Origin of the sequence: Amycolatopsis sp. NPDC005961, from assembly GCF_040629235.1 — a bacterium.
GTDB classification, from domain to species: Bacteria; Actinomycetota; Actinomycetes; order Mycobacteriales; family Pseudonocardiaceae; genus Amycolatopsis; species Amycolatopsis camponoti.
In genome coordinates, this window is sequence record NZ_JBEXVF010000015.1 from 1 (window position 1) to 12,070 (window position 12,070).

Annotated in this window: 15 protein-coding genes; 6 read left to right on the forward strand and 9 right to left on the reverse strand. The window is 72.1% G+C overall.

Features of this window, described 5'->3' with window-relative positions; all coding sequences use genetic code 11:
* Positions 1 to 109 precede the first annotated feature (109 nt).
* Entirely contained in the window at positions 110 to 274 is a 165-nt protein-coding gene (locus ABZ342_RS16065; RefSeq protein ID WP_196425367.1) for a hypothetical protein, read from the reverse strand.
* A gap of 126 nt (positions 275 to 400) precedes the next feature.
* Here ABZ342_RS16065 and ABZ342_RS16070 point away from each other — a divergent pair, with 126 nt between their 5' ends.
* On the forward strand, positions 401 to 787 hold the full coding sequence (locus ABZ342_RS16070; protein WP_360473419.1) for an STAS domain-containing protein: 387 nt from the start codon (positions 401 to 403) through the stop codon (positions 785 to 787).
* On the opposite strand, the gene ABZ342_RS16075 is transcribed toward ABZ342_RS16070, so the two are convergent.
* Positions 784 to 1,869, reverse strand: coding sequence for a glutamate--cysteine ligase (locus ABZ342_RS16075; RefSeq protein WP_360473421.1), 1,086 nt, complete (start codon positions 1,867 to 1,869; stop codon positions 784 to 786). The genes ABZ342_RS16070 and ABZ342_RS16075 overlap by 4 nt on opposite strands.
* 98 nt (positions 1,870 to 1,967) lie before the next feature.
* On the opposite strand from ABZ342_RS16075, the gene ABZ342_RS16080 reads away from it, so the two are divergent.
* The 3 genes from ABZ342_RS16080 to ABZ342_RS16090 all read left to right on the forward strand — a co-directional run bounded on the left by ABZ342_RS16080 (position 1,968) and on the right by ABZ342_RS16090 (position 4,063).
* Positions 1,968 to 2,324, forward strand: a complete 357-nt coding sequence (locus ABZ342_RS16080) for a hypothetical protein (RefSeq protein WP_360473423.1) — start codon at positions 1,968 to 1,970, stop codon at positions 2,322 to 2,324.
* An 8-nt stretch (positions 2,325 to 2,332) separates the two neighbouring features.
* Positions 2,333 to 2,812, forward strand: a complete 480-nt coding sequence (locus ABZ342_RS16085) for a hemerythrin domain-containing protein (RefSeq protein ID WP_155543638.1) — start codon at positions 2,333 to 2,335, stop codon at positions 2,810 to 2,812.
* Positions 2,813 to 2,875: 63 nt separating this feature from the next.
* Entirely contained in the window at positions 2,876 to 4,063 is a 1,188-nt protein-coding gene (locus tag ABZ342_RS16090; RefSeq protein ID WP_360473425.1) for an amidohydrolase, read from the forward strand.
* 24 nt (positions 4,064 to 4,087) lie between these two features.
* Here ABZ342_RS16090 and ABZ342_RS16095 read toward each other — a convergent pair whose 3' ends face one another.
* The 6 genes from ABZ342_RS16095 to ABZ342_RS16120 form a co-directional block, all read right to left on the reverse strand.
* The gene (locus ABZ342_RS16095; protein WP_360473427.1) at positions 4,088 to 4,984 is read right to left on the reverse strand and encodes a TauD/TfdA family dioxygenase; all 897 of its coding nucleotides are present in this window, start codon (positions 4,982 to 4,984) and stop codon (positions 4,088 to 4,090) included.
* Positions 4,981 to 6,294, reverse strand: coding sequence for an LLM class flavin-dependent oxidoreductase (locus ABZ342_RS16100; protein ID WP_360473429.1), 1,314 nt, complete (start codon positions 6,292 to 6,294; stop codon positions 4,981 to 4,983). Before ABZ342_RS16100 ends, ABZ342_RS16095 begins: the two co-directional genes overlap by 4 nt.
* Entirely contained in the window at positions 6,291 to 7,133 is an 843-nt protein-coding gene (locus tag ABZ342_RS16105) for an ABC transporter permease (RefSeq protein WP_360473431.1), read from the reverse strand. Before ABZ342_RS16105 ends, ABZ342_RS16100 begins: the two co-directional genes overlap by 4 nt.
* Positions 7,130 to 7,903 carry an ABC transporter ATP-binding protein gene (locus ABZ342_RS16110; protein ID WP_155543643.1) on the reverse strand — a complete coding sequence of 258 codons (774 nt, stop codon included), beginning with the start codon at positions 7,901 to 7,903 and terminating at the stop codon, positions 7,130 to 7,132. The genes ABZ342_RS16105 and ABZ342_RS16110 overlap by 4 nt, the downstream gene beginning before the upstream one ends.
* Complete coding sequence (locus tag ABZ342_RS16115; RefSeq protein WP_360473433.1) at positions 7,900 to 8,919, reverse strand: ABC transporter substrate-binding protein; 1,020 nt, start codon at positions 8,917 to 8,919, stop codon at positions 7,900 to 7,902. The genes ABZ342_RS16110 and ABZ342_RS16115 overlap by 4 nt, the downstream gene beginning before the upstream one ends.
* A gap of 101 nt (positions 8,920 to 9,020) precedes the next feature.
* Positions 9,021 to 10,217, reverse strand: coding sequence for an ROK family transcriptional regulator (locus ABZ342_RS16120; protein ID WP_360473435.1), 1,197 nt, complete (start codon positions 10,215 to 10,217; stop codon positions 9,021 to 9,023).
* 90 nt (positions 10,218 to 10,307) lie between these two features.
* On the opposite strand from ABZ342_RS16120, the gene ABZ342_RS16125 reads away from it, so the two are divergent.
* Together ABZ342_RS16125 and ABZ342_RS16130 are read left to right on the forward strand one after the other, a co-directional pair.
* Entirely contained in the window at positions 10,308 to 10,643 is a 336-nt protein-coding gene (locus ABZ342_RS16125; RefSeq protein ID WP_360473437.1) for a metalloregulator ArsR/SmtB family transcription factor, read from the forward strand.
* Position 10,644: 1 nt separating this feature from the next.
* Positions 10,645 to 11,124: an SRPBCC family protein gene (locus ABZ342_RS16130; RefSeq protein WP_360473439.1), complete on the forward strand. Its 480-nt coding sequence runs from the start codon at positions 10,645 to 10,647 to the stop codon at positions 11,122 to 11,124.
* On the opposite strand, the gene ABZ342_RS16135 is transcribed toward ABZ342_RS16130, so the two are convergent.
* Positions 11,093 to 12,058 (reverse strand): WYL domain-containing protein, encoded by a 966-nt coding sequence (locus ABZ342_RS16135; protein ID WP_360473441.1) that lies wholly within the window; start codon positions 12,056 to 12,058, stop codon positions 11,093 to 11,095. The two genes, ABZ342_RS16130 and ABZ342_RS16135, sit on opposite strands and share 32 nt — an antisense overlap.
* Positions 12,059 to 12,070 lie beyond the last annotated feature (12 nt).

Sequence of the window (12,070 nt, forward strand, 5' to 3'; positions counted from 1 at the left end):
GAATGCTTCCGGCCGACCTCGATACCGCTCCTACCCGAGCCTCGGCCGCTTCGCCGGACGGTCGTCGAGCACCGAACGCGACCTCGGCCGCCGGGGGTTCCGAACCGGGTCAGCCGGACTGCGGGTCGCTGTCGTCGTGCTGGTCGCCGCTCGACGTGCCCTGCTCACCGCGCAGGGTTTCGCGCTGGGCCTGCGAGGTGTCGCCGTGCGGGTCTTCGCCGCCGGTGCCTTCCGCCGGCTTCGCCGGGTCCTGTGTGTGGTCCTGGGACGTCATCGCGGTGCCTTCCGTCGGGATCCTTTCCGGGGCGGGTACCCCGCCGGAGCCGGTTCAAGCCGCCGGAAACGGGCCTGGGCCGTGGCGTTGTTTGGTGCTCGACGCGCCAGGGGTACTTCTCCGTTCATGACGACTTATTCCCGGCCGGGGGAGGTCCGCACGGCTACGGCCCACGACCGTCTGCCTGCGCCGCGCGCGCCCGCCGACCTGCGCACCGAGGTCCGCTGCAAGAGCGCCGACGCGATCGTCGTCGAGGTGGCGGGCGAAATCGACGGCCGCACCGCACCCCGGTTGCGCGCCACGCTGGCCGGGCACCTGCGCGCCCGCCCGGCCGTCCTGCGCGTCGACCTCGGCGAGGTCGGGTTCCTCGGTTCCGCCGGCTTGGAAGTGCTCCTGCAGGCCCAGCGGGACGCGGAAGCCGCGGGTGTCCACCTCGTCGTCGACCCCGGCCGCTCCCACGCCGCCGGGCGCGCGCTCCGGGTGCTGGGTGACCTCGGCGGGCCCGTCTTCTAGCCGCCGGTCAGCAGGTCCACGACGGCTTCCGCCCGGTTCTTCTCCGCGAACGCACGCCGTTGCCGGTCGGAACCGCCGCCTTCGGCGATGAGCCGGGCCGTCGTTTCCCGCGCGAAATCCAGATCCCCCGCCGCTTCCAGCGCGGGCGCGATCAGCTCGATCAGATCGCCGATCACCGTCTTCGAGGGCTGCAGGTCGCCGGTCCGCGGATGCGGGCACGAGCCGGTCACCCCTTCCTTCGACGCCCGCCAGAGCTGCCCGCGCAGCACCTCGTTCGACAGCTCCGGCGGCCGGGCGTCGTCGGCCAGCGCCGTCGCGACGAGGCCGCGGGCCAGCACTCCCAGCAGCACCGCCTCCACGGGCGTGGCGGCGACGTCGGAGATGCGGAATTCGAGCGTCGGCTGCTTTTCCGACAGCCGGACGTCCCAGTAGACCATTCCGCGGTCCAGGATCGCGCCCGAGCGCAGCCAGCCGTCGACGATGCTCTCGTACTCGTCGAGCGACGCGAACCGCGGCGGCGGCCCGGCCGAAGGCCACCGGCTCCACTGGTGGTAGCGCCAGCTGGCGTAGCCGGTGTCGTAGCCGTCGACGACGGCCGAGTTCGCGGTGATCGTGAGCAGCGCCGGCAGCCACGGCCGGACGCTGTTGAGGACGTGGATCCCGCTTTCCTTGCCGGGGATCGCGACGTGGACGTGGCAGCCGCAGGTGAGCGAGGTCCACGCGGTCGCGCCGAAGTGTTCGGCCATCCGCTGGTAGCGCGGGTTGGGCGTGATGCGCGGCGGGTCCACTTCGGACAGCGGGGGCGCGCCGGCGGGCAGCAGCCGGTAGCCGCGGGCGCGGGCCGCGCGGGCGAGGTCGTCGCGCAGGCCGCTCACCTGGCGCAGCGCTTCGGCGTGCGTGCTGCAGACGTCCGTGGCGGCCTCCGCCTGGGACAGGTTGAGCTCGTGCTGCAATTCGCCCCGCCCGTCGGCCGCGGCTTCCGCGGCGTCGACGACGTCGTCGCCGGCCTGGGAGAGGTGGCCACGCCGGTCGACGACGAAGAACTCCTCTTCGATGCCGAAGGTCAGCACGTCTGCGTTCACCGGTGTTCTCCTGGGGATCGGGGGAGCCGGTGGGATACCCGGGCGGGGTGCCGCGCAAACGGCGTTTCCCCTGCCGGCGAGCGGGTAACCGGGCGGCTATGGATCCGAGCACCGCCGCTTCACCGTCGCTGCTGGCCGCCGACGCCGGGGCCACCGTGCGCAGGTTGTCCCGCTGCGTCGGCGACGGCGAGATCGACTCCCCGGCCGAGATGTACCGCGTGCTCGGCTCGCTGCGGCTGCTGGCGGACGACCTGACCCACCTGCTGCCCGCCCTCCAGGACCGGCTCGAGGAGGGCCTGCTGGCCGGCCGCGTCGCCGACGACGGCGTCGCGGCGACGTGGGACTCGGTGGGGAACGTCGGCCGGGCGCTGGCCCACGCCGGCACCATCGCCCTGCTGATGACGAAGGAACTGGAGAACTCCCAGGTCGCCCTGCGGGACCTGGCCACACCGTGAGGAAACCGATGTCGACCGACGCGATCGTGCTGCTGAAGAACGACCACAAGACCGTCGAGAAGCTGTTCAAGGAGTTCGAGAAGGCGGGGGACGAGGCGTACCGCGAGAAGCGCCGCATCGCCGACGCGATCATCGAAGAGCTGACGGTCCACGCGTACATCGAAGAGGAGATCTTCTACCCGGCCGCGCGCGAGGCCGTGCCGGAGACCAAGGATCACGTCCTGGAGAGCGTCGAGGAGCACCACGTGGTGGTGTGGATGCTTTCCGAGCTGGTCGACCTCGACCCGCACCACGAGACGTTCGACGCGAAGGTCACGGTGCTGACGGAGAACGTCCGCCACCACGTCGAAGAGGAAGAGGACGAGTGGTTCCCCGAGGTCCGCTCCGCGATGGGCCGCAAGCGGCTGCAGGAGCTGGGGCAGCGGATGATCGACGCCCGCTCGGCCGCGCCGAAGAACCCGCTGGCGCTGAAGAGCGCGAAGGCCTAGCCCCGCGACCTGTGAAAGACTGACGGTGGCGTGACCGTGCGTGGTGGGGGTAGGCCGGTGGGCATGGAGTGGCACGAAGAACTGCATGAGCGGGCGGACGAGCGGATCGAGCGGCTGGACGAACGGCTGTGGGCGGTGGCCACCGCACTGCACGAGCGGCCGGAACTGTCCTATGAGGAACACGCGGCCGCCGAGCGCCTGACCACCGAGCTGGCCGCGGACGGCTTCGAGATCGAGACCGGTGTCGGCGGCCTGCCCACGGCGTTCGTCGCGCGGGCCGGGACCGGGCGGCCGTGCGTCGCGCTGCTGCTGGAGTACGACGCGCTGCCCGGGCTCGGCCACGCGTGCGGGCACAACCTGATCGCCGCGGCCGGGCTCGGCGCCGCCCTGGCCGCCAAGGAGATCCTGGCCGACAGCCCGGGGTCGCTGCTCGCCGTGGGCTGCCCCGCCGAAGAACGCGGCGGCGGCAAGGTCGCCTTGGCCGAGGCCGGCGTCTTCGACGACGTCGACGCGGCCCTGACGGTCCACCCCGGCGTCCACTCGTGGTCGTGGGCACCGCTGACCGCGCAGGTTGAGCTGAAGGTGACCTTCCACGGCCGCGCGGCGCACCCGGCCGGCGACCCCGGCCAGGGCATCGACGCCCTCGCTGCGCTGATCCAGGCGTTCGGCGCGGTCGCGGCCCTGCGCCAGCGGCTGCCCGCGAGCTCCCACGTCCAGGGCATCATCACCCACGGCGGCGAGGCGACGAACATCGTCCCCGACCGCGCCGAAGGCCGCTTCGGGCTCCGAGCGCTGACGACCGCGGCGCTGGACCGCCTGGCCGAGGACGTCGGCGCCTGCGCCGAGGGCGCGGCGCTGGCGACCGGCGCGAAGGTCGACGTCGAACGCCTCGGGCGCGGGTTCGCGCACTTCCGCGACAACCCGGTGCTGTCGGAGCGGTTCACCGAACACCTGGCGGCGCGCGGGATCCACGCGACGCCACCCACGCCGGGGGTGTACCCGGGTTCATCGGACATCGGGGACGTGAGCGTCCGGGTCCCGGCGATCCACCCGTTCGTGGCGATCGCGGCGGAAGAGCACGCGGTGCACACGGAAGAGTTCGCGGCCGCGTCGGCCGGCGAACGCGGCCGGTCGGCGATGCTGGCCTCGGCGGCCGCGCTGGCCCGCACGGCGATCGACCTGCGGACGCACCCCGCGCTGGTCAGCCGGGCCTGGGACTACTTTCGCGCGATGGAGCGGAACGGGCGCTGAGCGCACGCCCGTCCCGCGCCCGGGTCACGCCACCGAGGTGTAGTGCGAGGCGTCCCCTTCCCGCGACTCGCTCGGCCGTCCGTCGATGCCCGCCGGGACGTCGCCGGCCACCGTCACGCGGTTCAGGCGCCGCGGCAGGCCGTCGTAGTTGTCGATCGCGTAGTGCTGCGTGATGCGGTTGTCGAACAGCACGAGCTGGTTCGGCTCCCACGCGACGCGCACGATGTTCTCCGGTCGCGTCACGTAGGACTGCAGCAGCCGCAGCAGATCACGGGACTCGCTCACCGACAGCCCCTCGATCCGCTGCGCGAACCCGCCGATGAACAGGCCGCGCTCGCCGGTCACCGGGTGCACCCGCACCACCGGGTGCACGGTCCGGTACTTGCGCGAGACGAACTGGGCCCGCCGTGCCTGCTCCCGCTCGTCCACCGTCTCCGGCGGCTGGACGTAGTCGTAGTCGTTGGTGTGCACCGCCCGCAACGTGTCCGCGAACGCCCGCAGCGGCTCCGGCAGGTCCCGGTAGGCCGCGGCCGCGTTCGCGATCAGCGTCTCCCCGCCGTAGGGCGGCACCACGAGGCTGCGCAGCGTGCTGGCTTTCGGCGGGTTGAGCACGAACGTGACGTCGGTGTGCCAGTGGTTGGCCCGGCCCAGCTCGCTGTCGACCGGCAGGATCGTCGGCGCGCCTTCGGCCGCGGGTACGGTCGGGTGCGCCTTGGTCAGCTCGCCGAAGCGGGCGGCGAACCGCTGCTGGCCCTCGTCGTCGAGCTCGGTGTTGCGGAACACCAGCGCTTTGTGCTCGTACAGGGCGTCGGTGAGGAAGGCCACCTGGGCGGCGTCGAGATCTCCGGCGGGGTCGAGGCCGATGATCTCGGCGCCGATCCTCCCGGTGATCTTGCGGACGTCAATGCTGATCGCGGTCATGCGGGCTCCTTGACTCGGTTGCGGTTGACGGGACGCGCGAGGCCGTAGTGCTCGCGCAGGGTGGTGCCGGAGTACTCGGTGCGGAAGAGCCCGCGCCGCTGCAGTTCCGGGACGACGAGGTCGACGAAGTCGTCGAGCCCGCCGGGCAGGGTGGGCGGCATGACGTTGAAGCCGTCCGCCGCGCCGCCGGTGAACCAGGCCTCCAGCTCGTCGGCGACCTGGACGGGCGTCCCGGCGAAGACGCGGTGCCCGCGCCCGCCGGCCAGCCGTTCGAGCAACTGCCGGATGGTCAGGTCTTCGCGCCGGGCCAGGCCCACGACCAGCTCGAACCGGCTCTGGCCGCCTTCGGTGAAGCTGCCGACGTCGGGCAGCGGGCCGTCCAGCGGGTAGCCGGTGACGTCGTGGTCGAGCATCTTCGACAGCTGCCGCAGCCCGTAGTCCGGCGTGATCAGCGCGTTCAGCTCGGCCTCGCGCTCGCGGGCTTCGGCCTCGGTGCGGCCGAGGATCGGCGAGATGCCGGGGAGGATCTTGATCTCCTCCGGCGACCGGCCGTACTTCGCGAGCCGGCCCTTGACGTCGTCGTAGAACGCCTTGCCCTCGGGAAAAGTCTGCTGAGCGGTGAAGACGGCTTCGGCGTGGCGGGCCGCGTACTCCTTGCCGGTTTCGGACGAGCCCGCCTGCACCAGCAGCGGGTACCCCTGGGGCGGGCGTTCGATGTTGAGCGGCCCGCCGACCTGGAAGTGCTCGCCGTCGTGCGCGATCGGGCGGATCCGGTCGGTGTCCGCGTAGACGCCGGTCGCGCGGTCGACGAGCGCGGCGTCGTCGTCCCAGCTGTCCCACAGCTTCTTGACGACCTCGACGAACTCCTCGGCCCGGTCGTAGCGGGCCGCGTGCGCGGGTCGCTTGGCCAGGTTGAAGTTCCGGGCCTCGTCGATGCCCGCCGACGTGACGATGTTCCAGCCCGCGCGGCCGCCGGAGAGGTGGTCGAGCGAGGCGAACTTGCGCGCCAGGTGGTAGGGCTCGTTGTAGGTCGTCGACGCCGTGGCGATGAGTCCGATGTGGACCGTGCTGGCGGCCAGGGCGGACAGCAGCGTCAACGGCTCGAAGTGGCTGTGGGAGTTGTGCTTGACGTTGCCCCACAGCGCGACACCGTCGGCGAGGAACAGCGAGTCGAGCTTGCCGCGCTCGGCGGTCCGGGCGATGTCGACGTAGTGCTGCAGCGTCCGGGCCCGGTGCGGGTCGGTGGACGGGTGCCGCCAGGCGGCTTCGTGGTGGCCGTTCGGCATCACGAACGCGTTGAGGTGCATCATGGCTTCTCCTTGGGGCGCCAGGTGGAAAACCGCCGTTCGAGGGCGACGAAGCCGGCGTTGACGAGCACGCCGAGCAGCGAGACCGCGATGATCCCGGCGTACATCTGCTGGATCTGGAAGTTCACCTGGCTGGTGTTGATCAGGTAACCGAGCCCGGCCTTCGCGCCGACCATCTCGGCGGCCACCAGCACCAGGATCGAGTAGGACGCCGCCATCCGGATGCCGGTGAACACCGTCGGCACCGCCGACGGCAGGATCACCTTCCGGAACAGCCGCGGACTGGACAGCCCGAGCGAGCGGGCCGCCTTGACCAGCAGCGGGTCGACGGTGTTGACGCCGGCGATCGTGTTGAGCAGCACCGGCCACACGCAGGCGTACACCACGAGCGTGACCTTGGACAGCTCGCCGATGCCCAGCAGCAGCGTGAACACCGGGAGCAGGGCCAGCGCGGCGGTGTTGCGGGCCAGTTCCAGCAGGGGCTGCAGGAACCGCGCGACCGGCCGGTACCAGCCGATCAGCAGCCCGAGCGGCACGGCGGCCGCGACGGCCACGGCAAAGCCGGCGGCCGAGCGGCCGACGCTGGCGAGCAGGTGGTCGGCCAGCTCGCCGTCGAGCGCGAGGTCCCAGAGCGCTCGGAGGTCTTCCGACAGCGGCGGCAGGAAGGTCCGGGTGCCCTCGTCGAGGACGAACCGGGGGACCAGCTCCCACAGCGCCACGAACAGCGCGATCGCGGCGGACGCGTGGACCGCCCGGGTGAGTCGCTTGCGCCACCGCCGCGGCTTCGCCGGCGGACTCGCAGGTCCGATGTGGACGGATGGCTTCTCGAGGGTGGTGGTCATCCGGCCGCGCTCCGTTCGTGTTCGGCCGCCTTGCGGACCTCGTCGTGCAGCAGTTCCCAGAGCCGGTGGCGCTGCCGCCCGAACGCCGGGTCGGAGCGGACGTCACCGGCGCGGTCGCCGAGGTCGATGTCCACGACGGCCTTGAGCCGCCCGGGTCGCGAGGTCAGCACGGCCACCCGCTGGCCGAGGTAGACGGCTTCGTCGATGCCGTGGGTGATGAAGACGATCGTCTTGCCGGTGCGGCGCCAGATCCGCAGCAGCTCGTCCTGCAGCTGCTCGCGGGTCTGCGCGTCGAGGGCGGCGAACGGCTCGTCCATCAGCAGCACGGCGGGGTCGTAGGCGAGGCTGCGGGCGATCGCGACCCGCTGCTTCATCCCGCCGGACAGCTCGTGCGGGTAGCGGTCCTCGAACCCGGAAAGCCCGACCAGTGCGAGGTATTCGCGCGCCCGCTCGGCCCGGTGCCGCTTGCCGAGGGGCCCACCTTCGAGGCCGAACTCGACGTTGGCGCGGGCGGTGCGCCACGGGAACAGCGCGTACTGCTGGAAGACGACCCCGCGGTCGAGTCCCGGGCCGCGCACCGGTTCGCCGTCGATGAGCACCTCGCCGGACGTCGGGGTGGTGAGCCCGCCGAGCAGGTCGAGCAGCGTCGACTTGCCGGAGCCGCTCGGCCCGACGAGGGAGAGGAACGTGCCGTCGGCGACGTCGAGGGAGACGTCGTCGAGGGCGGTGAGCGCGCCGAAGGTCTTGGTCACCGAACGGATGCCGATCACCTGGTCACCGCCGGGGCACCGGCACGGTAGGGGTTGAACTCGTTGGTGTAGAGCTTCGAGGTGTCGATCTTGTCGCCCTTGATGTAGCGCTGCTCCTTCAGCCACGGCTGCCAGAGCGTGTAGTCCTGGTCGCCGATGAGGCCGCCGCGGGTGACGCCGACGCTCTTCCAGTACTTGAGGGTGCCGGTGTTCTCGTTGCGGCCACGGGCTTCGATGATCTTGGTGAAGCGGGCGATCACCTGCTCGCGCGGGGTGGTGCGCTCCCACTCGATCGCCCTGGCCACCGCGGAGACGAAGATCTTCGTGGTCTCCGGGTACTTCTTGATGAAGTCGGTGCGCAGCACGTACGGGCCGCCGTTGTAGGGACCGAAGGCCTGGACGTCGCTGAAGAGCGAGCGGACGCCGCCGGCCGCGAGAGCGTGGTCCTGCAGGATGCCCTGCAGTGCGACGACGTCGAGCTGGCCGTTGCGCAGGGCCTGCTCGGCGTTCACCGGCGGGATGACGACGAGCTGGACCTGCTTGATCTCGTCACCGGAGAGCCCCTGGTTCTTCAGCCAGGTGTCGAGCGCCGCCTCCAGGTTGGCGCCGGCGGTGTTGACGCCGACCTTCTTGCCGATCAGGTCACGGGCGGTCCGGATCGGACTGTCCTCTTTGGTGTAGTACCCGATGAACGCCTTGTCGTCGGAGCCGTAGTAGTTGACGACCGCCTTGACCGGGGCGCCGGCTTCGACCAGCTTGACCACCGCGCCGGTGAAGGCGCCGCCGAAGTCGGTCTGGTCGGTGGCGGCGGACTGGATGTCCTGCGGGCCGCTGATCGTGTTGCCGACCCACTTCAGCTTGACCGGGCCGAAGTAGCCCAGGTCCTCGGCGAGCTCGGGCAGGGTCACGGAGTTCGCGCTGCCCTGGTAGCGCAGCTCGAGTTTTTCGGGCTGGCCGGGTGTCCCGGTCGCGGTGGCCGACGCGCACCCGGCGAGCAGCACCGCGGCGGCGGCCAAGAGGGGCAAGGTTTTCTTCACGGTGGTTTCGTCCGTTCCGGGAGTCGGCGGGGATGCCTCGATTGTTCGGGGCGGCCGAGCGGACGGTCAATTTTGCGAGTTCGTGAAATAACTCGGGTGGTTCACGAGGCGCGCGGCAACCCGGACAGCAGTGGGCCGAGCGGATCGTCGTAGAGGACGTCGAGGAGCACCGCGCCGCCGGCCGTCGCCAGCTCCGCGCCCGGGAAGCTCGTCGGCACAACGGTTTCCACCGGGTCGGCGCATCCTCGCGAGCGCTCGCGGACCTCGTCCCGGATGGCGGGAAGGCAGCCGGGCACCTGGGCTACACTCCGGTCGACCACCACGAGCACGGCCGGGTTGAGCACGTCGAGCAGCAATGCCGCCGCCTGCCCGATCAACCGGGCGCGGTCGTGGAACATCCGCACCGCCGCGGTTTCCCCGGCCGTCGCGAGAGCGAGCAGTTCCGGAAAGGGCACGCCGGCTCTGCGGGCGAGCGTCGCTTCCGAAACCGTGGCTTCGAGGCAGCCGGTGCGCCCGCAGCGGCACGGCTCGGCGCTGTCGTCCACCGGCAGGTGCGCCACGGCCCCGGCGGCCGAGCGCGGCCCGTGGTGCACGGTGGCGCCGGTCGCGAACGCGGCGTCGACGACGTTGCCGGCGAACAGTTGCACGACGCTCTCGCGCGCCTTCGGGTGGCCGAAAAGACGTTCGGCGTGGACGAGGGCGCGCGCGTGCCCGTCCACCTCGACGGCCAGCCCGGTGCTCTCGGCCAGCAGGTCGCGCACGGGCACGTTCTTCCAGTCCAGCAGCGGGTGGTCGACCACGGTGCCGGACGCGCGGTCGACCCAGCCGCCGGTGGCGACACCCAGGCCGAGCGGCTCGCGGTCCGGGGCGTGCCCGAGCAGCAGGTCGTCGAGGATCTCGGCGGCACGGGCGAGGAGGTCTTCGGCGGCCAGGCCGTCGTGCGGTTCTTCGTGCTGCACCAGGACGTTCCCGCGCAGGTCGAGCAGCGCGACGGTGGCGTGGTGCACGGCCAGGTGCAGCGCGCCGGCGACGTGCCGCGCGGTGTCGAGGTCGACGGGCACGTGCGGCCGCCCGACGCTTCGCCGTCCGGCTCCCGGGAGTTCGCGCAGGAGCCCGCGGTGCAGCAGCTCGGCCGTGTGCCCGGTGACGGCCGCGGCGGACAGCCCGGTGCGCCGCGCGATGGTGCTGCGCGCGATCGGGCCGTCGTCGAGGATCGCCCGCAGGACGGCGCTCGCGCTGGCACTCCGCCGGGCGCCGCGCGCGTCCGTCCTCTGTGGACCTTCGCCCCGGGAGGTCATGGGCCGATCGTGGCAGACGGCGGCGCCGCAGCCCAGCGTGCCCAGGATGCGGGCTCTTGACGCATACCCATATGGGCATATGATGCTCCCGTGGCACGAGCAGCGACAACGGCGGACACCTTCAACGCCGTCGCCGAGCCCCGGCGGCGGCAGATCCTCGACGTCCTCATGGACGGCGAGCGGTCCGTCGGCGACCTCGTCGACGCGCTCGGCCTGGCCCAGCCGCAGGTGTCGAAGCACCTGCGCGTCCTGCGGGAGGTGGGTGCGGTGGACGTGCGCGGTGACGGCCGTCAGCGGCTCTACCGGCTCAACGGCCCCGCGCTCAAGCCCATCCACGACTGGGTCAAGCGCTACGAGCGGACCTGGTCGGAACGCTTCGAGCTGCTGGACGACGTCCTCGAAGAACTCAAGGAACAGGAGCGGTGACATGGAGATCACGACCCCGGCCGACGACCGGATCCTCATCACGCGCGAGTTCGCCGCGCCCCGGCACCTGGTCTACCGCGCGTGGACGACGCCGGAGCTGGTGAAGCGGTGGTGGGCCGGGCAGCGCGGGACGACCACGAAGGTCGAGATGGACCTGCGGCCCGGCGGCCGCTGGCGGTACGTGCTGGAGACGAACGACGGCGCCGAGGTCGGCTTCCACGGGGAGTACCGGGAGGTCGTGCCGGACGAGAAGATCGTCTACACCGAGGTGTTCGAGATGCCGGGCGTCGACCTCGACTCCGTCGACGGGCCGCTCAACACGGCCACCTTCACCGCCCTCGACGGCGACCGCACGCGCCTGGAGCTGCTGACCGTGACCGGCAGCAAGGAGCTGCGCGACATGATCCTCGAGTCCGGCATGGAGGTCGGCGTGCGGGAGCAGATGGTCATCATCGAGGAGCTGGCGAACTCCCTGCGCTAGCCCGCAGGAACCGTTCACCCGTCCTGGCCAGCTCGGCGGCCAGCTCCGGCGCGTCGAGGACCCCGAAGTCCACTTCGAGGAGCCCGAGGTACAGCGCGAGCATGGCCGCGCTGTCCGAGCCGACCGCGGCGACGCAGCGGTCCGGCCCCTCGGGCGTCAGCTCGACCGCGAGCGGCAGCCGGGCGCGGACGTACTCCGCGGGCGCGTGCAGCCGGACCTTCGCGTGGTAGCGCCAGGTCGCCGCGCCCACGCTGTGCTGGACGAACTGCGCGACGTCGCCCTCCGGCGGCTCGCGCGGGGCGAAGCGCGGACCGTTCGGCACCCGGGGCGTCATCCGGTCGACGCGGAAGGTGCGCCAGTCGTCGCGCGCGGTGTCCCACGCGACGAGGTACCAGCGCCGGCTCAGGCTGACCAGCCGGTGCGGCTCGACGTCCCGGCGGCTGGCCGCGCGGTCGTGGCTGGTGTAGTCGAACCGCAGCCGTTCGCCGGCCCGGATGGCCGAGGCGATCGCCGTGAGGACGTCGGCGTCGACCGACGGGCCGCTGCCCGGGACCGAGACCGTCGCGGCCTGCAGGCCGTGCACCCGGTGCCGCAGCCGCGACGGCAGCACCTGCTCGAGCTTCGCGAGCGCGCGCACCGACGTCTCGCCGATCCCGGCGACGCCGGTGGCCGTCCGCAGCCCGATCGCGACGGCCACCGCCTCGTCGTCGTCGAGCAGCAGTGGTGGCAGCTGCGCGCCCGCGCCGAGCCGGTAGCCCCCTTGGACGCCGGGGGAGGCCTCGACCGGGTAGCCGAGGTCGCGCAGCTTCCCGATGTCGCTGCGGACGGTGCGCGCGGTGACACCCAGCCGCCCGGCGAGGTCGGCGCCGGTCCAGTCGCGCCGGGTCTCGAGCAGCGACAGCAGCCGGAGCAGGCGGGCGGAGGTCTGCAACATTTCCCGAGGATC